We start from the raw sequence: 21,274 nt of genomic DNA on the forward strand, positions 1-21,274 counted from the left end.
CCAGCCCACCCGGAGCCCCCATGACGAGCAAGGTCCGAATAGCAGCGGCGATATGCGGCACCGTGCTGGCCGGCACGGCCCTGACCGGCACCGCCCACGCGCAGTCCGGCGGCGACCCGAGGACGGTGACGGCCGAGGGCACCTGCTCGACACCGTTCGACAACAACTGGCTCCTCGGCGCGTCCGACCTCCCCGCCAAGGCCCCGCTCGGTCCGCTGCTGAAGGGCTGGACACGGACCGGCAAGGGAAGCCCCGCCCCCGACGTCTTCCTGAAGGAGTGGCGGAAGGCCGACAACTCGGACTGGAAGTGGCCCGGCAACGACGGCTTCGAGAAGGACAAGAAGGTCGTCAAGCTGTCGGCGGGCACCCACGTGGACCGCTTCGGCCAGCCCACGGGCACCTTCCTGGCCCCCACGAACGTCTCCTACGCCGCCCGCGCCATCCCGCCGTCCAACCTCCGCACCTACCCGGGCGGCCCCACCTGCAACTACCATGTCTACAACGTCAAGAAGCCGTTCGGCGTCTACGAGGGCGCCATCGCCCCCTGGTTCAACCAGCCCGGCAAGGGCCTGCAGATCAAGCTCGACACCGCGGCCGACAAGACCCTCCCGAAGGACGTGAACGTCAAGTGGCTGCTGGACAACAAGTACCTGGAAGAGCTGCCCACGACCGCGCCGCGCGCCGCCGCCCGCCCGTCGTTGTCCGCCCGTCCCGCGGCCGGGGCTGACGTGGACCGCCGCACCCTGCGCGCCGAGCTCCGCAAGGCGGGCGTCCCCGACGACTTCTACCGCATCGGCGACATCCACGAACCCGCCGCCCCCGCCTCCGAGTTCTACTCCCTGCACCGTTCGTCCGGGGCGTGGGAGATCTCCTTCACCGAGCGCGGCCAGAAGCGCACCGTGGCCACCTTCACCGACGAGTCGGCCGCGTGCGCCCGGCTGTACGGCGACTTGGTGGAGCTGCTGAAGTACTAGGGTCCGGGCAGGCGCGGCGGGCAGGCGCGGCGGGCAGGGCCGCGGCCCGCCCGTGACGGGCCGCCGGAGATGAGGCGTTACGCGCCCGGCAGACCCTCGGCCGCCGCGAGCCGGTCGAGGACCAGGGCCGTGGCGGCGCTGACGCGGTCGCGATCGCCCGGTGCCAGCCACGCCAGCTCCGCGATCTCGCTCCGAGGAGCCGGCTCACCGGCCCCCTCGGCCGTGAAGCACACCATCCGGACCACCGTGCCGGACGACTTCCCGTCCGCCGCCGCCTCGACGGTCAGGGCGTGCCGGATGCTCCCGGGGACGAGGGCGACGCCGAGTTCCTCCGCGATCTCCCGGACGAGGGCGTCCTCGTGGCCCTCGCCGGCCTCCGGCTTGCCACCTGGCAGGTAGAAGGCGGACTTGCCGTGGGAGCGCGCGGTGAGCACCCGGCCGTCGCCGTCCACCCGGATCCACGCCACCTTTTCGATCGTCCTGCTCAACGTGGACTCCTTCGGGCCGTGCGGGCGCTGTACGGAGCCATGATGCTCCCGGCTCCCGGGGCGCGTGATCGCGGGGGTACGGATACCGCTCCGGTGCGCCCGCCGCGGCATGCCCGGCCAACACCGTCCTGGTGTACGGATTCCGGTCGCCTCGATATGCCATCCCCATATGCCGGGGGCAGCGTAGCCGGGACCGTACCCGCGCCGACTCGTACACCCGTCCCGGTCAGGGAGGGGCGGGCGGCGGTGGGTCGTCCCACCCCCGTCGTGTGCCGCCGGCGCGCCCGCCGTACGGCGGGCCGCTCAACGAGCGGAATCCCCTGCGCCGCAGATGAGCCGCGCCGGGGGCGCGTAGCGCACGGACTAGTGCGGATGCCTATGCAGCACGGTCCGAGTGCGCCGCGTGCCCCAATACACCTATCGAATGTATGGTTTTCGTTTTTACGCTCGCGTCTAGAGGGCACCATCCTGCCAGGGCTCGGGCTGGGGGAGGGGGCGGGTCGTGAAACCACGAACCGCCGCCGGTGACACGGGGGAGGCAGCGGAGAACCAGCCTGGTAGCGACCGACCGTCCGGGGGGACACGGCGCAGTCGCGGCGGCGTTCCCCTTCTTCCGTCCGTAGAAGGCCCGAAGGAGGCCGGCCCCAGATGCCCCAGGACATTGCCCTCGACATACCATTTCCCACCAGGACCAACCCGTTGGTGGACACCGTCGCGGAACGCAACGAACGATGGCTGATCACCGAGGGGTTACTCAGCAGCCAGCAGAACATCGAGCGCTACCGGTCCTGGGGCATCGCCAAGCTCGCGGCCGGTTTCCTGCCGGACGTCAGCGAACGGGAGCTGACCTTCGGCCTCGCCGTCCAGAGCTTCTTCTTCTTTTTCGACGACCTCTTCGACGGTGCCCTCGGGCGCAACCCCGCCGCCACCTACGAGATCTGCCATGAGATGGCGGCCCTCGCCCGGCAGGGTTCCGGGACCTCCCTCGTCTCGCCCTCGTTCCCCCTGGCCCGCCTCTGGGCGAGCCTGTGGAACCGCTGCCAGCAGGGCATGTCGGCCGCCTGGCGGGGGCGCGCGGTACGGCACTGGGAGGAGTACTTCCTCACCTACGTCTCGGAGGCCGTCAACCGCAAGAGCGGCACCGCGCTCGGCATGGACTCCTACATGAAGCTGCGCCGGGACGGCATCGGCAGCCAGGTGGTCCTGGACGTCTCCGAGCGGTGCGGGCACTTCGAGGCACCCCCCGAGATCCACCAGAGCATGTGCATGCTGGAGATCAGGGACATCACCGCCGAAGTCGTCACCCTCACCAACGACCTGCACTCGCTGGAGAAGGACCAGGCGAACGGCGACCCCAACAACGCCGTCCTGCTGCTGGGCAAGGAGCACTCCTGCTCCCAGGAGCAGGCCGTCGTCCATCTCCAGCGCATGGTGCGACGGCGCACCCGCCGCTTCCAGCGGCTGGCCGCCGAGGTGGACCAGCTCTGCGACTCCTTCGGCCTCTCCGCCGACGAGCGGGAGAGCACCCACCGGTTCCTGGACGCCAACCGCGCCTGCATGCGGGGGAACCTCGACTGGAGCGACAGCAGCGGCCGCTACAGCGACATCGGCGTCTGGCACGTCATCCGTTCCCCCCGCATCGAGGACGTGATAGCCCAGACCGTCGACTGAACGGGCCCGCCGTCAGGGACGCGTCAACAGACCGTACGGCAGGGTCAGGAACGCATCAAGAGGCGTTCCCCCGTACAGGTGTGCGGAGCACGCTGGGGCCGCGGCGAACGTGCCGCGTTCTCGGGGGAGAGGCACGAACAGGATGGCGCACACAGCCGTCGGAGAAGAACCGGCCACTCCTGTCGTCCCCTCTCCTCCTCCGGTGCGGCCCCCCGGGCCGCCGACCGCACCGGAGGGCGCGCCGCCGGCCGTCGGCCCCCGGCGGCGCGCCCTCCGGCTCCGGCGTCCCCGCCTCCCCGCGGGGACGCCGACCCTGGTCCGCTGCTCCACCGGCGCCGTGCTGCTCTGCGCCGCCGCGCTCGCCGCCTGTGTGATGGTGTCCGGCGGCACCTCCCGCGACGCCTGGCGGGACATCGCCCACCGCGACGCGCCCCGCGTGGAGAGCGCCACCCAGCTCTACTTCGCGCTCAACGACATGGACGCGCAGGTCGCCAACCAGCTGATGGACGGCTCCTCCCCGGAACAGGCCGCGCATCGTAAGGAGTCCGGCGGCATCTACGACTCCCGGCGCGCCGAGGCGGGCTGGGAACTGGAGCGGCTCGCGGAGGCCGCCGCCGGGGACCCCGGGACGAGCGGGGCGGTGGCCCGGACGATCACCGACGTGGCGGAGTACGAGCGGCGCGCGGCCGCCGCGCTGCTGCTCGGCGACAGATCCGGCGCCCCCACGGGCAGGCCCGCCCGCGAGGCGGTCCTCGCCCACCGGGCGGCCACCGACTACATGACCGAGGTCGTGCTGCCCGAGGCCGACCGCCTCGTCGACACCAACAACCGGGCCTTCGAGGCGCGTTACACCGCCGAGCGGTCCGACCTGTCCGGCACCCGGCTCACCGTCTGCCTGCTCGGCCTGCTGCTGATCGCCGCGCTCGTCGCCCTCCAGGTCCTCCTCGCGATCCGCTTCCGGCGCGTCGTCAACATCCCCCTGGCCGCCGCGACCGTGCTCACCGCCGTCCTCCTCGGCCTCGGCATCGGCTTCCTCGACGGCCAGCGCGAGGACCTGCGCGTGGCCCGCCGGGACTCCTTCGACTCGGTCTTCGCGCTCGGCCGGGCCCGCGCACTGTCGTACGAGGCGAACGCGGACGAGTCCCGCTACCTCCTCGACGCCGACCGCCGCGACCGCTACCAGCAGAGCTTCCTCGACAAGAGCGAGCGCCTGCTGCGGCTGCCCGGAGCGGACGTCCACACGTACGACAACCGGCTCGCCGACGCCCTGGCCGCCTACGACGCCGACCACTCCGACCTGCGCTTCACCGGCTACTACGGCGACGAGTTCCGCAACATCACCTTCCCCGGCGAGCGGGCCGCCGCCGAGCGCACGGTCCGCGCGTACCAGGACTACGAGCGCGACGACCGGCGCATCCGCGCGCTGGTGGAGAGCGGACGGCTGGTGGAGGCCGTCCGGCTGTGCAACAGCTACCAGCAGGGCGGCTCCAACTACCACCTGGAGCTCTACAACAAGGAGCTGGGCAAGCTCATCGAGGTCAACGCGGCGGTCTTCCGGGAGCGCGCCCACGACGGCGCCGGCACCGCCGGGAGCGAGCCCTGGCTGCTCGGCGCGGGCGTTCTCACCGCCGCCGCCCTCGCCGTCCTCGGCGTACGCCCCCGGCTGGCGGAGTTCCGCTGACCCGGCACACCCCTCGGTCCCGGTGCGCGCGCTCGACCGCTTCGATGCTTATGCCGTCGCTTATATCGCCGCGCTGGAACCACGCCCCGATGTACGCCCGGCCGCCGACGGGAAGAAGTCGACGAGCAGCATGTCCCGGACGCCGGACCCGGCGCCCGGAACGGGCCGGATCGGCGAGACGCCGTGCAGCACGCGGCGGTCGTCGAGGATGATCGTCTCCAACGGCGCGGCGAGCAGCGCCCGGTGGACGGGCCGCTCCCGGAGGTCGTAGAGACACGACTCCGCGCCCCGCACGTCCTGACGGCGGATCAGCACCTGGGCGACATAGGCGTGACCGTCCCGGTGGATGCCCTCGGGGGCCGGGTGCCCCTCCGCGTCGGCCGTGGCCGTGACCCGGATCTGGTGGACGCCGCAGGTGTCGATGCCGTCCCGGGGGCCGGGCAGCCGCTCGTGGAGGGCGGACACCAGGGCGCGCAGCGCCTCGCCCGCCGCCACGGCGCCGTCCAGCGGGGCGAAGAGCCGCCCCGTCCCGTGCTGGAAGAACGCGGCGTGGGGGAGGGGCGTCAACCGGCCGCCGCGCACCCGGAAGGAGCCGTAGCGGCGGAAGCGGTACGGCCTCCCCGCGCCGAGGTGGGTGTCGGGCGGCAGGTCGTCCCAGGAAGCGGTGAATTCCGCGACGCCCTCCGCCGGTGCGGCGCGGAGCGCGGCGGTCAGTGGCTCGGGGCCGAAGTGGACGAAAGGGGGAGGTGGGTTCATGGCGTCCCTTGCCTTTTCGTCAGCGGGCCGGGGTGGCGGGTTTTTCCCCAGCCCCGCACCGTCCCGAAACCGGCTGGGGCGGACCACGGTACAACCCGGCGAGGGTGCCGCGGGGAATCACGGGAGCCGTACGACTTGGGCACCCCAGGTGAGGCCGGCGCCAAAGCCGAGGAACAGCGCCAGATCGCCGCTGCCGACGGCCCCCGATTCACGCAGCCGCGCCACGGCGAGCGGAATCGACGCCGCCGACGTATTCCCGGAGTGCACCACATCCCGCGCCACGGCCACATGCGCGGGCAACGACAACCGCTGCACCATCGTCTCGATCATCCGGAGATTCGCCTGGTGCGGCACGAACGCCCCGAGATCCGCCATCCGGATCCCCGCGGCGGCTATTGCCTCCCGGGCAATTTCCGGCATCTCGGCGATCGCCCAGCGGAATACCTCCGGACCCGCCATCCGCATCGTGGGCCAAGCGATTTCGGGGTGGTCGCGGTACTCCAGCCAGTCGGCGGAGTGCGCGATGAGATCGCCCCGACTTCCGTCGGAACCCCAGACGACCGGGCCGATTCCGCCCTCTTCCCGCGGCCCTACGACCACCGCCCCGGCACCGTCGGCGAACAGAATGGCGGTGGACGCGTCCTCGGGATCCACGATGTCCGTCATCTTGTCGGAGCCCACCACGAGCACATGGCGGGCCGACCCGTCGCGCACCAGCGAGGCCGCCAGCGCCAGCGCGTAGCAGAAGCCCGCGCAGGCCGCGTCGAGGTCGAACGCCGCTGCCCTGACGCCCAGCCGGTCCGCGATCCCGGCCGCGCCCCCGGGGGTCTGCCGCAGGCCGGACATGGAGGCCAGGACGACGGTGTCCAGCTTGCCGGGCGTGACCCCGGCGTCCGCCGCCGCCTTCCACGCGGCCTCCACCGCCATGTCGGCGACGGTCTCGTCCGGCGCGGCGTGGCGGCGCTCGACGATGCCCGTACGCCGTTCTATCCACTCGGCGGTACGCCCCGTGCGGGCGGCGATCTCCTCATTGCCCACGACGCGGTGCGGCCGGTACGCGCCGATCCCCAGAATTCCTACGTTCTGTACGGCAGTTCGCTCTATAGGCATGGCAATACCCACCTTCGGTCCCTCCTGGATGCCGGGCCGCGTCCGGTCGACTCCACCGGCCCGCTTTTCCGCGCCGGCCGCGGAGCCGGTCACCGGGGTATCGACGGGACCACCGGCCGGGACGGGCCGCGCCGGACGCCGTCGGGGCCCGCGTCCGGTGTTCCGGCCCCGCTCCGGAAAAGCGCGGGCCGACCGTTCCCGCCTGGGGCGACAATATGGCGCGCGGCTTCCGCCGTGGGGGAGTTGAACCGCAGGGGTGACCGCGGCGCCGCGCATACAGGCCCCCCGAGCCGGATCGTGAGCTCACTCGCCGGGGAGACTATCTCCGGGCGGGTTGGAATCCGCAACCCGCCCGGAGCGGGCCGTAGAGTGTTGAACATCACGCCGTCACCATGATTTACGCGCCCGTGACGCGGGTCACAAAAATTATTGCTTGCTTGGCGACATGGGCCCCTTCTACGGTCACCTGTGTGATCCAACTCATCGCAATGTCTGGCCTGTTGTCGACGATCGAGATCCGCCTCCGTTCGGAGTCCCCCGCGCCCGTCCGAGCCGCGTCAGCGGTGACCGGGACGGTGTGCGCATGACGAACGCTCCTTCGTCCCTGTCACCTGTGGAACTGCTGCGCCGGCCCGTGGGTGAGTGGATCGACGCCGGAACGCATCTGAACGGATTCGGCGGTTTCCACGGCGGACTCACGCTCGCGCTCATGACGGCCGCGATGCGGAGCGAAGTGCCCGACATTCCCCTGCGCAGCGTCACCGCGCGTTTCCAGCGGACGATCGGTGACGAATTCCGGGTGGAGACCTCCCTGGCGCGCGCCGGGCGGACCGTCACGGCGATGACCGCCCGGGCGGTGACGGCCAAGGGGACGCACGTGGAGGCCTCGGCGGTCTTCGGTGCCCCGAAGCCCGCGGAATGGCGGACGTTCGCGCCGACGGCGCCGACGGCACCGCCTCCGGAGGACTGCGAGATCTTCGCCATTCCACCGGAGTTCGTGCCCATTTCCCGCTATCTGGAAATCCGGCCGGTCGGCACCGCGCGGCCCTACGCGGGTGGCCCCGAGCCCGAACTCGTCGCCTGGATCAGGCTGCTGGAGGACGAGCGACCGCCGGACGCGGCCCGGTTCGTCCTGCTGATGGACTCGCTGGCGCCGTCCTACGCGGCCGTGCTGTCGACACTGGCGCTGGTGCCGACCATCGAGCTCACCGTCCGGCCCGGTGAGAACCTGGAACGGGCCGCCTCGCCTTGGATCCTGCTGCGCGCACGGACCCGGACGGCCGGCAGCGACGGCTGGGTGGACGAGGAGATCGACGCCTGGGGCCGGGACGGCGCCCACCTGGGATCGGCACGGCAGTTGCGCATCATCCGCACCGACTGACACGTCACCGCACCACAGCGCAAAAGCACCACAACGCAAAAGCACCACCGCACCACGGCAAGAGCACCACGGCACCACATGAACCACAGCACTACGGCACCACAGCACTACGGCAATCGGCACCACAGGAACGCGGGGCCCGGCATCGCAGGGATGACGGGCCCAGGTCTCGAGAGCGGTAACGGGGGGCGCGGTGGATCACATATCGGGGTGGGCTCGTGAGGAACGGCCCGCATCCTTGCCGGAAATACTCGAATACCGGGCGGGCCTCCCGCCCCGCCTCGCCTTCCGGTTCCTGCCGGACGGCACGGGCGACACGGCCGTCGACTGGACGTACCAGGACCTCGCGGAACACGCCGCCGTCATCGCCGCCGACCTGCTGCGGCGCGAACTCACCGGGCGCCGCGTGGTCCTGGCCCTCGACCCGGGACTCCACTACGTCGCCGCCCTCTTCGGGATCTTCCGGGCCGGCGCCACCGCCGTGCCCTCCTTCCCGCCCGCCGGCAGGAGGGCCCTCGCGCGCTTCGCCTCGATCGTCCAGGACTGTGCTCCCGACGTGATCATCGCGGATGCCAGGCTGGCGGAACGCGTGGCCCAGTTCGAGGACGGACTCCCGGCATCCGCGCCCCGCCCGCAGTGGATGTTCGTCGACGACACCACCTTCCCGAAGACCCCGAAGACCCCGAAGACCCCGAAGACCCCGGCGTCCTCGTCGCCCTCGCCGTCCTCGGCGGACGGCCCCCGCGCGACCCCCGTACGGATCGCCGAACCGGCCCTCCTGCAGTACACCTCCGGCTCGACCGGAGACCCCAAGGGCATCGTGCTCACCCACGACAACCTCGTCAGCAACTGCCGTGTCCTCGAAGAGAACATGGGCTACGAGCCCGACCGCGTCGGCTGCACCTGGCTGCCGCCGTACCACGACATGGGCCTGATGGGCACGATCATGCTCGCGGTGCACGGCGGCTGGCCGCTCGTCCTGATGCCCCCCGCGTACTTCGTGCAGCAGCCGTACCGCTGGCTCAAGGCCGTCACCGACAACAAGGTGACCATTTCGGTCGGCCCGAACTTCGCGTTCGACCTCTGTACGTCGCACATCACCGACGAGGAGCTGGCGACGCTCGAACTCGGCACCCTGCGCCAGGTCTTCTGCGGCTCGGAGCCCGTCTCGCGGGCCACCCTGGACGCCTTCCGCGAGCGCTTCGGCCCGCGCGGCTACGACGAGACCTCGCTCATCCCGTGCTACGGGCTCGCCGAGGCCACCCTCTACGTCTCCGGCAAGCGCACGGGCACCCCCGTCAGGACCGTGTGGCTGGACAGGGCGGAGCTGGAGAACGGCCTCGTACGGCAGCTCGACGCCGGGGACGGCGCGGCGGCCGGGGACGGCCGGGCCACCCGGATCGTCAGCTGCGGCGAGATCGCCGCCGGGCACGAAGTGATCGTCGTCGACCCGGAGAGCCGCCGGCCCGCGGCGCCCGGACACGTCGGCGAGATCTGGGTGCACGGCCCCAACGTCGCCACGGGCTACCTCGGCGAACCGGAGCTCACCGCCGGGACCTTCGCCGCCCACCTGGTGGGTTCGGAAAGTGAACGGACCTATCTGCGCACCGGCGACCTTGGATTCCTGCTCGACGGGGAGCTCTGTGTCACCGGGCGCCTCAAGGATCTCGTCGTCATCGCGGGCCGCAATCTCTATCCGCAGGACATCGAGCACTCCGTACGGCGCTGTCACGACACGCTGCGCGGCGCGGCGGCCTTCTCCGTGCCCGGGGAGAACGGCGAGGAACTGGTGGTGGTCATCGAATTCCGGGGCACCGCCCGGCAATTGGCCGCCGAATTCGACCGGGTGCGGGACGCGGTGGTCGCCGCCGTGACCGCGGAACACGGCGTGGCCCCGGCGGATGTGCACTTCGGGCCCGTCGGCGCCATTCCGATGACGACCAGCGGAAAGGTCCGCCGGGACGCGACGCGGCGGGCCTATGCCCAGGGCACGCTGAGGAGTTTGCGCCCGGCCGCCGACGACATGTCCTTGTCCGCGCGGTGACGGGAGCCTCCCATGACCTCTGTGCCCGAGACCTCCGCCGACGTCTCCGCCGGTCCGTCGCCCGCCGCGGCCGACGGCCCGCCCGCCGCCGACACCGACGCGTCGGCCCGCCGGCTCGCCTATGTCACCGTGGGGGTGCCCACCCTCGGATTCGCCGGGGCGGTGCTGTTCTCCCTCTCCTACGGATTCACCGCCGTCGACCTCGGTCTGCTCGTCGGCATGTACCTGTTGACCTCGCTGGGGGTCGAGGGCGGCTTCCACCGCTTCTTCTCGCACCTCTCCTTCGCGGCCCGGCCCGGCGTCACCGCCTTCTGGGGCATCGCGGGGTCCATGGCCGCCCAGGGCCCGATCGTGTTCTGGGTGGCCACCCACCGGCAGCACCACGCCTTCACCGACCGCGACGGCGACCCGCACTCGCCGCGGCCGGTCGAGGACGGCAGACCGTTCGGCAGGCTCCGCGGCCTGTGGCACGGGCACGTCGGCTGGCTGTTCACGGTCCGCCGGGAGAACTGGAGCAAGCGCGTCCCGGACCTGCTGCGCAACCGGCTGGTCATGAAGATCAACGCGTACTACTTCGGCTGGGTCCTGCTCGGCCTCGCGCTGCCCGCCCTGCTCGGCTGGGCGCTCACCGGCGGCGGCGCCCGGGGGGCCGTCGGCGGCCTCCTCTGGGGCGGGCTCGCCCGGATCTTCCTGCTCGACCACGTGACGTGGAGCGTCAACTCGATCGGCCACACGCTGGGCAGCCGCCCGCACCGCACCCGTGACAACAGCCGCAACGTGGCCTCGCTCGCGCCGTTCTCGGTCGGCGGGTCCTGGCACAACAACCACCACGCGCAGCCGTCCCTGGCGCACAACCGGCACGCGTTCTGGCAGATCGACATCGCGGGGGACTTCATCCGGCTGCTGGACCTGCTGGGTCTGGTGTCCGACGTCCGCTACCCGAAACGCGCACGGCCTTAGGCGGGCGGTGCGCGCGCCTCCGCCGGTCCGCCGGTGCAGCGCACAGTCACCGGCCGTACCGCCGCGCATCCCAGCAGTCGCAGAAACCAGCAGTCGCAGAAAGGAGCACCACGTGTCCGCAACAACCGTCGATCCCCTCGCGGCGGCGATCGTCAAGCTGGACCCCGCGAGCCGCCGCATCAAACGGTTCTCCGCACTGACCACGATGACCCTGCCGCTGCTCGGCACCGCGGCGGCCGGCTACTTCCTGTGGACCGGCAACTTCACGACCACGGACCTGGTCCTGTTCGCCGTGATGTATTTCGTGCACATGGGCGGCATCACCATCGGCTTCCACCGCTACCTCTCGCACAAGGCGTTCAAGACCTCGCCCTTCTTCGAGGGCGTCATGATGGTCACCGGCTCGATGGGCGCCCAGGGCCCGCTGATGTTCTGGGTCACGACCCACCGCCGCCACCACCGGTTCAGCGACCGCGAGGGCGACCCGCACTCGCCCAACCTGCACGGCCGGAGCCTGCGCGCCAGGCTGCGCGGCCTCTGGTACGCGCACATGCCCTGGATGCTGAGCGACGAGACCTCCAAGTGGACGGTCTTCGCCCCGGACGTCCTGCGCGACCGCCGCCTGATGTGGTACCACCGCACCTATCCCACCTGGGTGGTCTCCGGGGTGCTGCTCCCCGCGGTGATCGGCTTCGCCGTCGAGCAGCGGCCGATGGCCGCCCTCACCGGCCTGGTGTTCGGCGGGCTGGCGAGGATCTTCATCGCCAACCAGGCGGCCTGGTGCGTCGGTTCGGTCTGCCACGCCATCGGCACCCGCCCCTTCGACAACTCCGACCGCAGCGCCAACAACTGGCCCGTCGCCGCGTTCACCTTCGGCGAGGGGCTGCAGAACAACCACCACGCGTTCCCGGGCTCGTACCGCCACGGTGTGACCTGGTGGGAGCCGGACCTCAGCGGCTGGCTGCTGTTCGGCCTGGGCAAGGCGGGCGTCGTCTGGGACCTCCGGGAACCGGACGCGGCGACCATCGCCAGGAAACGGGCCGTGAAGGCCGCCGCCTGACCACCGTGCCACCCCCATCCGCGACATCCGACCCCGCATACCGGCAGGAGCCTCACCCACATGTTCGGACGCAAGAAGGACGCACAGCAGATATCCGGTCCGCTGACGGAGGAGTCCCTCCGGCAGTGGCTGATCGACCACCTGGCCAAGCGGATCGAGGTGGCGCCCGCCGACATCGACACCGGGAAGTCGTTCGAGGCGTACGGGCTCGACTCCCGCGTCGCCGTCCAGGTGTCCGGCGCCCTGGAGAAGGTCGTCGAACGACGGCTCTCCCCGGGCCTGCTCTACGAGCACCAGACCATCGACGACCTGAGCGGCTACCTGGCGCGGGAGCTCAGGCTGTCCGACCGGACCGGCTGAAGGGACGGGGGACGGTGGCCGCGTACAACTTCCCCTCGGAACCGGGCGAGCACTTCCGGTCGTTCCTCCGCAAGTCGGAACAGCTCGAAGGTGAGCGGCTCGCGTCGGCGATCCCGAAGGACTACTTCGAACCCCGGGTGGGCCGCGGGCTCCTCGGCTTCGCCGTCAGCTGGGTGCTGTACGCCGGGGCGATCGTGGGCGTGGCCTACGCGCCGCACTGGCTGTTCTGCATCCCGCTGTGGGTGGTGGCGGGCCTCGGCGGCTGGGGGCTGCACTGCATCGCCCACGACTGCGGGCACGGCTCCTTCTCCCGGTCGCGCAAGTTCAACTTCGCGATCGGCCATGTGTCCCTGCTGCCCCTGGTCTACCCCTTCCACGCCTGGCGGCACGTCCACAACCTGCACCACAGCCACACCAACAACCTGGAGCTGGACACGGACTGGCGGCCGGTCCCGGCGGCGCTGTACGACCGCATGCCGTTCCACGAGAAGGTGATCTACCACGGGACGCGCACCTGGGCGTTCTGGGGCGGCACCATCAACTACTGGCGGGAGTCGGGCTTCCGGCCCTCCTTCTTCCCCAAGCGGGAGGCGCGCCGCGACGTCCGCCGGTCGATCGCCTTCGTCCTGGCCGTGTGCGTCCTGTACTTCACCCCGCTGATCTGGTTCACGGGCGTGACGGGCTTCCTGCTGTACTTCGTCGCGCCGTGGCTCGCCACCCACGCCTGGTTCAGCGCGACGACGCTGATGCACCACAGCTCCAGCGACGTGCCCTACCTGACCAACGAGCACTGGACGCGCAACGCCAGCCGGCTGCTGGTGACGACGGACTACGTGTACCCGAAGTGGCTGCTGTTCCTCACCCACAACATCTCCATCCACACGGCCCACCACGTGGCCCCGGTCGTCCCCTTCTACAACCTCCGCAAGGCCCAGGCCGCGCTGAAGGAGGCGTACCCCGGCATGGTCCGCGAGGAGCGGGTGCGGGTGGGCCAACTGGCGCGGATCATCCGGCGGTTGCACTTCTACGACACGGAGTCCGGCTTCTACACCGACTTCTCCCGTACGAAGATCGCGCCGGTGGACGTCGACGCCGCACCCGCGGTGAAGACGCCGTCATGACGCCGCTCGTGACACCGCCCGTGCTGAGGAGGGCCGCCCACGCGGCGGTCGGTGCCCTGCTGCCGGGCGTCGGAGGCCGCTGGGCGACCGACGTGTTCAGCCGGACCCGCCCGCTCGGCGGCAGGCCCGACAACGTCCTGCCCCTGGGCGCCCGCGGATTCACGGTCGACAGTCACCCCGATGTGCGCGGCGGCTATCTGTGGGGCGACGACGACGCGCCGACCGCCCTGCTCGTCCACGGCTGGGGCTCCGACAGCAGCAGCATGTACTCCCTCATCGCGCCTTTGCGTCAACTCGGCTACCGGGTGGCCGCGTTCGACGGCCCCGCCCATGGGGTGCACGAGGGGGTGCGGGCGACGATGACGCAGTACACCACGGCGGTGGGGGCCGCCCTGGACTCGCTCGGCGGGGCACGGGTGGTCGTGGCGCACTCGCTGGGGTCGATCGCCGCGGTCGGCGCCCTGGCCGCGCGCCCGCGGGAGGGCGTCGACTGCCTCGTCCTCGTCGCGCCGACCTGCACGCTGACGGCGGTGCTGGAGGGCTGGGCGAAGGGCGAACTGCGGCTGTCCCGCGGCACCGTCGACCGCGTGTACCGCGAGCTGCACCGCCGCAACGGGGTGCCCGTCAGCCACTGGGACGTCGTCGGCCTGGGCGGCGGCCTCGACCGTCCGGTGCTGGCCCTGCACGACCCCGACGACCCGGTCGTGCCGTTCTGCGAGGCGGAGGCCATCGCCGCCGGTCTGCCCGGCGTACGGCTGGAAAGGGCCCCCGGGCGGGGCCATATGGGCATCCTGATGTCACCCGAAGTGAAGAGCGCCGTCTCCGCGTTCGTCGCGGAGCACGGCACGAGGACTGGAGAGACCATCCCTTGAGTCCCTTGAACGACGAAACCGGCAACAGGGCGTGGATGTGCCTCGTCTGCGGCTGGGTGTACTACGAGGCGCTGGGCCTCCCGGAGGAAGGCATCGCCCCGGGCACGCCCTGGGAAGACGTCCCGGACGACTGGAAGTGCCCCGACTGCGGCACGACGAAGGACGACTTCGTCATGACCCCCATGTGACCCGACCCGCCACCGGAGGCTCCGCCCCGGGCCCAGCAGCGAGAGCGGCCTGCGGCCGCGTCCTCAATCGCCGGACGGGCTGGTTCTGCTGGCGTAGTCCGCAGCCTGCGGGCCGCAAGCCTGCGGGCCGCAGGTCAAAGAGCCACGGTCCGCGAAATCCAGCCCGTCCTGGGGGCACCTCCCAGCGGTAGCTGGGGGAGTTTGAGGACACCGCGCGGAGCGTGGTCGGGGGTCTGGGGGTCTCCCCCAGTTTCGGGAAGGGGCGGGGCTGGGGAAAAGAGAGCCGGCCCGGCGACAACAGTCCGCACCACAACAAGGAGACCCATGCCAACCCCGGTCACAGACCCCGGCACCGCTATGATGACCCTGCTCTCCCCGCAGGGGAAACGCGACCCCTACCCCCTCTACGAGGCCCTCCGCGAGCACGGCCCGCTCATCCCCCTCGGCCCCGGCCAGCTCCTCGTCACCGGCCACCGGGAATGCGCCCGCGCCCTCCGCGAACCCGCCCTGCTGTCCACCGACGGGGCCGTGCAGGACTCGATGATGCCCGGCTGGCGCGACCACTCCTCCTGGCGCTGGCTCACCAAGAACATGCTGTTCAGCAACGACCCCGACCACGAGCGCTACCGGCGCTTCTTCGGTGTCGCCTTCACCCCGCGCCGCATCGCCGAGCTGCGGCCCGTCGTGGCCGGGCGCATCACCGCGCTGGTAGACCGCCTCGCGGCGCTGGGCGCGGACGGAACCCCCGTCGACTTCATGGCGGAGTTCGCGTTCCGGGTGCCCATGGCCGTGGTGGGCGAGCTGCTCGGCATACCCGAGGAGGAGCAGCCCGGCTTCCGCGGTGCCGTCGGGGCGATCACCACCGCCCTGGAACCCGTCCTGGACCTCGGTCAACTCCTCCCGGGTGACGCCGCGATGGACGAGCTGGCCGTGTACTTCACGGACCTGGTGGCCGAACGGCGCGCCCGGCCGGGCACCGACCTCGTGAGCGAGATGGTCCGGCTGCGCGACGAGGGGGGCGAGCTCAGCGACGAGGAGCTCGTCGCCAACTTCATGCTCCTCCTGGTCGCGGGCACCGAGGCGCCCATGGACCTGATCGGCAACGCGCTGCGGCTGGCCGTCGAACACCCCGGGCACGCCGACCGGTTGCGGGCGGACCCCTCGCTGGCACCCGGCTTCGTCGAGGAGACCCTCCGCTTCGACCCGGCGGCGCAGGCCCTCAACCGCATGGCCGTACGGGACTTCGACTTCTTCGGCGTGCCGGTCGCCGCGGGCACCAAGGTCACGCTGCTGATCGCGGCGGGCAACCGCGACCCGCGGCAGTACGCCGACCCCGGCGTCTTCGACCCCGACCGCAAGGGCAACCACGCGCTGACGCTCAGCGGGGGCGCCCACTACTGCCTCGGTGCGGGCCTGGCCCGGATGCAGGCGGAGATCGCGCTGCCCGCCGTGCTGCGCCGCTTCCCCGGCCTGGCGCTCGCGGGCGAACCCACCTTCCGTGACCAGATCGTCCAGCGCGGGTTCGGTCAACTCCCCGTGAAATGCGGGTGAGCGGCGGACATCACATTACGTCGGTTCGGGGTGACGCTGTATGCTCCAGCGAGTTGGAAAAGCCAACCCACTTGCGAGGAGAGCGATGACTCAGACTGCCGCCGACCCGGCGGGCAGTGCGACGAAGCCCCGCTTCGGTCCAGTGTTCGCCGTCGTTGTAGCCGGGGTTGCGATGTCCAACCTCGACATGTTCATCGTGAATGTCGCCCTGCCCGACATCGGCGAACGCTTCTCCGGGTCCTCGCTGGCCTCGCTGTCGTGGATCCTCAACGCCTATGCCGTCGTCTTCGCCGCGCTGCTCGTCCCGGCGGGCAGCCTCGCGGACCGCACCAGCCCGCGCACGGCGTACCTGGCGGGGATCGCCGTCTTCACCGTCGCTTCCGCGGCCTGCGCGGTCGCGCCCGGGGTGTGGGTCCTCGTCGGGGCGCGCGTCGTCCAGGCCGTCGGCGCGGCCATGCTGATCCCGGCCTCCCTGGGGCTGCTGCTCGCCGCGGCCCCGCCCGAGAAGCGGGTCGCCGCGGTGCGCGGCTGGACCGCCATCAGCGGTGTGGCCGCGGCGCTCGGCCCCGTGGCCGGCGGTCTGCTCACCCAGCTCGACTGGCGCTGGGTCTTCCTGGTCAACCTGCCCATCGGCGTCTTCGCGCTGGTCCTCGGTGTCCGGGTGCTGCCCCGCACCCCCGCCCGGGAGACCACCGACCGGCTCGACCTCGTGGGCGCCGCGCTGCTCACCCTCGGCATCGCCGTGCTCGCCCTCGGGCTGGTCAAGAGCGAGGACTGGGGCTGGGGCTCCGCCAGGACCGTCGGCTCGCTGGTGGCCGGGGTGGTCCTGCTGGGCCTCTTCGTCCTGAGCTCGGCGCGCCATCCGTCGCCGATCCTGCCGCTGAACCTGCTGAAGGTGCCCGCCGTCAGCCCCTCCACGCTCGCCAACCTGCTCTTCGCGGTGGCCTTCGGGGCGATGCTGCTGTCCGCCGTGCTCTGGTGCCAGCAGGTGTGGCACTGGTCCCCGCTCCGGACCGGCCTCGCCATCGCCCCCGGCCCGCTGATGGTCCCCGGCTTCGCCATGGGCATCGGCCCGGTGATCCGGCGGATCGGCTCGGCGGCGGTTTCCGCGATCGGCTGCGTGCTCTTCGCCGCGGGCATCGCCTGGTGGATCTACCGCCTCGACACCGGCCACGACTACGCCGCGGGCCTGCTCCCCGGCATGCTGCTCACGGGCGTCGGCGTCGGCCTGGTGGTGCCGACGCTGGTCGGCGCCGCCGTGACCGCCCTGCCGCCGCAGAGCTTCTCCACGGGTTCGGCCGTGGTGACGATGGCCCGCCAGGTCGGCTCGGTGCTGGGCGTCGCCCTGCTGGTCGCCTTCCTCGCCGCGCCGCACGGCGGTGACCCCGTCACCTCCTTCGACCACGGCTGGGAGTTCATCGCCGTGTCGTCGGCGGCCGCCGCGGTGGTATGCCTCTTCATCCCCCGCGCACGGAAGAAGGAAGCGGCGTGACGGTGTACGGACCGGTGGAGTCCGGAGGAGTGCGAGCCCCCGAAGCCTCCTGGCTCACGCGCCCCCATGGCGCGGCCGCGGCCTGACCCGCCGTCGGCACGACGTACACCCGGCCGGGCGGCCCGTGTGCGCGGTGGACACCGCGCCGGGCCGCCCGGCCTTCGCGTACCGGCCCCACGAAGGGGGGTTGGGTCCACCTCCGGCCGGGGGCCTACGGCCATGGCCCGCCGGTGCGCGCCCTGGTGGACTGGATGCCGCGGGAGGGAACGGCCCTCGCCGCGAGGCACCAGGACACAGGGGGACGAGGACGATGCGCGCGTACGGGCGGAAGAGCCGCTGGTCGAAGGCCGTGGTCGTGGCCGCCGCCGTGGCGGCCGGGATCGTGGCGGCGCCGCAGGTGAACGCCGCGGGCCAGGCCACGGGCGACAAGGACAAGGGTGGCTACGGGCGGAGCGCGCTGGAGGCCGATGTCCGCGCGGTGCGGTCCGCCGGGGGAAAGGTGAGCGTCCTCGCCGAGGTCGCCGCCGGCGACGGGTCCGTGCGCGCCCGGTCGGCGACGGGGGAGCGGGCGCCGTGGGACACGCGGTTCCGGGTGGCCAGCACGACGAAGACCTTCGTCGCCACCGTCGCGCTCCAACTGGTGGCCGAGGGGAAGCTGTCGCTCGACGACACGGTCGAGAAGTGGCTGCCCGGCGTCGTGACCGGCAACGGCAACGACGGCACGCGGATCACGGTCCGGGACCTGCTCCAGCAGACCAGCGGTCTCTTCGACTACGTACGCGACCCCGAGCTCACCCGCGCGCTCGCCGGGGACTTCGAGAAGATCCGCCACGACGCGACCCCCGCCGGGCAGTGGGTGGCCGTCGCCATGCGCCACCGGCCGCTGTTCACGCCCGACCACGCCCACCCCCGCTGGGCGTACTCCAACACCAACTACCTCCTCGCGGGCATGATCGTCGAGAAGGCCGGTGGGCTCCCCTGGCGGGAACAGGTCGAGCACCGCGTCATCGCCCCGCTCGGACTGCGCCACACCTCCGTGCCGGGCGCCAACCCCTTCCTGCCCGGCCCCCACGCGCCGGTGTACTTCGACCTGCCCGGCGGGGCGCGTCTGGACGTGACCGACCACAGCCTGCAGCACACCGCCGACTCGGCGGTCGTCAGCACCACCGCGGACCTGAACACCTTCTTCCGCGCCCTGGTCACCGGCAGGCTCCTCCCCGAGGCCCAACTGGCCGAGATGCGGCACACCGTGGCCAGGACCGGCGACAGCGGCGACCTCGCCGAATGGCCGGAGGGCGGCTACGGACTCGGGCTGCGCTGGGTCCCGCTGTCCTGCGGCAGCGGGTACTGGACCCACGAGGGCGACGGGATCGGCTCGTACACCCGCACCGGCGTGACCCCGGACGGCAAGCGGTCCGTCGCCGTCTCGATCACCAGCGCCGGGGACCGCCCCGACCTGGCACGCCTCGGCCCCGCCGCCCGCACGCTCGTCGACAACGCCCTGTGCGCCAGGCCCGGAACGGGCAAATAGCGAAGTTTGTCCTGATTTATTTCGCGTATTGACATGCACCTCGTCGATCCATAATGCTCATTCCACTAGCTGACTAGTTAATTAGCAAGGTGGGCAATGGGTGGGATGAGATCAGCCGACGGCGAGAGCCGCTGGGCGATGGAGGCACGGGGGCTCGGCAAGCGGTACCGGCGGAACTGGGCGTTGCGGGACTGCTCGTTCCGGCTGCCCGTCGGCGCGATCTGCGGGCTCGTGGGCTCCAACGGCGCGGGCAAGAGCACGCTGCTGAGCATCGCGGCCCGGCTGACGCAGCCGACGACCGGCACGCTGCGGCTCTTCGGCACGCCCGTGACGGAGGCCGCCGTACTGGCCCGCTGCGCCTATCTGGCGCAGGACAAGCCGCTGTTCCCGCGGTTCACCGTCGAGGAGACGCTGCGGCTGGGCGCGGAGCTCAACCCCCGGTGGGACCAGGAGGCGGCCGAGCGGATCGTCCGGTCCGGCCGGGTGCCGCTCGGCGCCCGCGTCGGGACGCTCTCCGGCGGCCAGCGCTCCCGGGTGGCGCTCGCCCTCGCCTTCGGCAAGCGGCCCGAACTGCTGCTGCTCGACGAGCCGATGGCCGAACTCGACCCGCTGTCCCAGCACGAGATCGCGAGCCTGCTGATGGCGGAGGCGGCGGAGCAGGGCACGACCGTCGTCATGTCCTCCCACCAGCTCACCGACGTCTCCACCATGTGCGACCACCTGGTGGCCGTCGCCGACGGCCGGGTCCGCCTCGCGGGCGGGATCGACGAGCTGCTCTCCGCCCACCGCCTGGTGACCGGGGCCCACCTCGTGGACGGCGTGCCACCGGAGATCGCCCGGCACACCGTCGTCGAATCCCGCGCCACCGGCCGCCAGTTCACCGCGCTGATCCGGAACCGGGGCCCGGTCGGGGGCGACTGGAAGCTCTCCGAACCCAGCCTGGAGGAGGTGCTGCTGGGCTATCTGCGATCGCCCGGCACCCCCGCCCTGCTGACCGCCGACGCCCGTGTGGAGACCGAGAACGAGGAAGGGACGGCCGCGTGAGCACGACCCTGACGACAGCGACGAAGAGCGAGACGGGCAAGCGGCCGCCGCGCGTCCTGCGCGGCATGGGCTGGCTCGTCTGGCGGCAGCACCGCACCGCCCTCCTGGCCTGCCTGCTCCTCACGGCGGCCGCGACCGTCAACATGCTCTGGCAGCGTGCCGCGACGATGGATTTCGTGGAGCAGGCCAGGGCGGCCGCCACGGCCGTCGACCCCCGCGAGGCCTTCCAGGGCACGTCCTACAGTTCGGCGCTCCAGGACGGGGCCTCGACGATGGCGTGGCTGCCCGCGCTCCTGGGTGCCTTCCTCGGTGCCCCGCTGATCACCGGGGACCTGGAGCGCGGCACCTTCAAGCTGGTGACCACCCAGTCGATGACCCGCCGCCACTGGCTGACGGTCAAGATCGGCACGGCGGCGCTCGTCGCCGTGCTCTGCTCGACGGTGCTCTCCGCCGTCTACACCTCGTGGTGGCGGCCCGTGCGCGACATCACCTCCAGCGAGTGGACCCAAAGCTCCGTCTACGACACCACCGGCCCCGTGCCCGTCGCGATGACGCTGCTCTACCTCGCCGGCGGCATCGCCTGCGGCGTGGCCGTCCGCCGCGTCCTGCCCGCCGTCGTGGCCACCTTCGGCTTCTTCTTCGTGGTCCAGATGGTCTGGGACCGGGTCCGGCTGTGGCCCTTCACCCCCCGGGTGCTCACCAACCCGGTGGAACAGGGCCAGCCGAAGGTGCCCGCCGGAGGCGCGCGTTTCGACAACTGGACCGTCGACGCCCACGGCGGACTCCACGGCTTCGGCACCTGCTTCAACGAGCGCTCGGCCGCCGCCTGCCGGGCCGACAAGGGGATCGTCGCCGAGCGCCTGGAATACTTCGGCTACGACCAGATGAACGCCATGCAGTGGGTGAGCGCCGCGATCCTGCTCGCCGCCGCCGTCGCGATCGCCGGCCTCACCCTGTGGTGGGTCCGCCGGCGTCCGCTGTGAACCGCGA

19 protein-coding genes are annotated in these 21,274 nt (G+C 71.8%); 16 read left to right on the forward strand and 3 right to left on the reverse strand.

Annotated features, from left to right (window positions below):
• The first annotated feature begins 20 nt into the window (after positions 1-20).
• Positions 21-974 (forward strand): TNT domain-containing protein, encoded by a 954-nt coding sequence (locus tag ACWD4A_RS13205; RefSeq protein WP_451193137.1) that lies wholly within the window; start codon positions 21-23, stop codon positions 972-974.
• 77 nt (positions 975-1,051) lie between these two features.
• Here ACWD4A_RS13205 and ACWD4A_RS13210 read toward each other — a convergent pair whose 3' ends face one another.
• A complete protein-coding gene (locus ACWD4A_RS13210; protein ID WP_451193140.1) occupies positions 1,052-1,462 on the reverse strand; it encodes an NUDIX hydrolase in 411 nt (136 codons plus the stop codon).
• A gap of 648 nt (positions 1,463-2,110) precedes the next feature.
• Here ACWD4A_RS13210 and ACWD4A_RS13215 point away from each other — a divergent pair.
• The gene (locus tag ACWD4A_RS13215; protein WP_451193142.1) at positions 2,111-3,133 is read left to right on the forward strand and encodes a terpene synthase family protein; all 1,023 of its coding nucleotides are present in this window, start codon (positions 2,111-2,113) and stop codon (positions 3,131-3,133) included.
• Between the two features lie 202 nt (positions 3,134-3,335).
• Positions 3,336-4,814, forward strand: coding sequence for a hypothetical protein (locus tag ACWD4A_RS13220; RefSeq protein ID WP_451193143.1), 1,479 nt, complete (start codon positions 3,336-3,338; stop codon positions 4,812-4,814).
• Positions 4,815-4,874: 60 nt separating this feature from the next.
• On the opposite strand, the gene ACWD4A_RS13225 is transcribed toward ACWD4A_RS13220, so the two are convergent.
• Positions 4,875-5,570, reverse strand: a complete 696-nt coding sequence (locus ACWD4A_RS13225; RefSeq protein WP_451193145.1) for a 2OG-Fe dioxygenase family protein — start codon at positions 5,568-5,570, stop codon at positions 4,875-4,877.
• Positions 5,571-5,687: 117 nt separating this feature from the next.
• The gene (locus ACWD4A_RS13230; protein ID WP_451193147.1) at positions 5,688-6,680 is read right to left on the reverse strand and encodes a beta-ketoacyl-ACP synthase 3; all 993 of its coding nucleotides are present in this window, start codon (positions 6,678-6,680) and stop codon (positions 5,688-5,690) included.
• Positions 6,681-7,263: 583 nt separating this feature from the next.
• On the opposite strand from ACWD4A_RS13230, the gene ACWD4A_RS13235 reads away from it, so the two are divergent.
• From ACWD4A_RS13235 to ACWD4A_RS13295, 13 genes are all read left to right on the forward strand, one after another.
• Complete coding sequence (locus tag ACWD4A_RS13235) at positions 7,264-8,061, forward strand: thioesterase family protein (protein WP_451193148.1); 798 nt, start codon at positions 7,264-7,266, stop codon at positions 8,059-8,061.
• Between the two features lie 238 nt (positions 8,062-8,299).
• Positions 8,300-10,105 carry a fatty acyl-AMP ligase gene (locus tag ACWD4A_RS13240; protein WP_451193150.1) on the forward strand — a complete coding sequence of 602 codons (1,806 nt, stop codon included), beginning with the start codon at positions 8,300-8,302 and terminating at the stop codon, positions 10,103-10,105.
• Between the two features lie 12 nt (positions 10,106-10,117).
• Positions 10,118-11,065, forward strand: coding sequence for an acyl-CoA desaturase (locus tag ACWD4A_RS13245; RefSeq protein WP_451193152.1), 948 nt, complete (start codon positions 10,118-10,120; stop codon positions 11,063-11,065).
• Positions 11,066-11,177: 112 nt separating this feature from the next.
• Complete coding sequence (locus ACWD4A_RS13250) at positions 11,178-12,125, forward strand: acyl-CoA desaturase (RefSeq protein WP_451193154.1); 948 nt, start codon at positions 11,178-11,180, stop codon at positions 12,123-12,125.
• A 60-nt stretch (positions 12,126-12,185) separates the two neighbouring features.
• On the forward strand, positions 12,186-12,485 hold the full coding sequence (locus ACWD4A_RS13255; RefSeq protein WP_451193157.1) for an acyl carrier protein: 300 nt from the start codon (positions 12,186-12,188) through the stop codon (positions 12,483-12,485).
• A gap of 14 nt (positions 12,486-12,499) precedes the next feature.
• Positions 12,500-13,606, forward strand: a complete 1,107-nt coding sequence (locus ACWD4A_RS13260; RefSeq protein WP_451193159.1) for a fatty acid desaturase — start codon at positions 12,500-12,502, stop codon at positions 13,604-13,606.
• Positions 13,603-14,478, forward strand: a complete 876-nt coding sequence (locus ACWD4A_RS13265) for an alpha/beta fold hydrolase (RefSeq protein ID WP_451193160.1) — start codon at positions 13,603-13,605, stop codon at positions 14,476-14,478. The genes ACWD4A_RS13260 and ACWD4A_RS13265 overlap by 4 nt, the downstream gene beginning before the upstream one ends.
• Positions 14,479-14,483: 5 nt before the next feature.
• Complete coding sequence (locus ACWD4A_RS13270; RefSeq protein WP_451193162.1) at positions 14,484-14,666, forward strand: rubredoxin; 183 nt, start codon at positions 14,484-14,486, stop codon at positions 14,664-14,666.
• Positions 14,667-14,990: 324 nt separating this feature from the next.
• Entirely contained in the window at positions 14,991-16,217 is a 1,227-nt protein-coding gene (locus ACWD4A_RS13275) for a cytochrome P450 (RefSeq protein ID WP_451193164.1), read from the forward strand.
• 85 nt (positions 16,218-16,302) lie between these two features.
• Entirely contained in the window at positions 16,303-17,709 is a 1,407-nt protein-coding gene (locus ACWD4A_RS13280) for a DHA2 family efflux MFS transporter permease subunit (RefSeq protein ID WP_451193167.1), read from the forward strand.
• A gap of 310 nt (positions 17,710-18,019) precedes the next feature.
• Positions 18,020-19,240 carry a serine hydrolase domain-containing protein gene (locus tag ACWD4A_RS13285; protein ID WP_451193170.1) on the forward strand — a complete coding sequence of 407 codons (1,221 nt, stop codon included), beginning with the start codon at positions 18,020-18,022 and terminating at the stop codon, positions 19,238-19,240.
• A 105-nt stretch (positions 19,241-19,345) separates the two neighbouring features.
• On the forward strand, positions 19,346-20,284 hold the full coding sequence (locus ACWD4A_RS13290) for an ABC transporter ATP-binding protein (RefSeq protein WP_451193173.1): 939 nt from the start codon (positions 19,346-19,348) through the stop codon (positions 20,282-20,284).
• Positions 20,281-21,267, forward strand: coding sequence for an ABC transporter permease (locus ACWD4A_RS13295; protein ID WP_451193175.1), 987 nt, complete (start codon positions 20,281-20,283; stop codon positions 21,265-21,267). The genes ACWD4A_RS13290 and ACWD4A_RS13295 overlap by 4 nt, the downstream gene beginning before the upstream one ends.
• Positions 21,268-21,274 lie beyond the last annotated feature (7 nt).

Source organism: Streptomyces sp. NPDC002537, assembly GCF_053594975.1.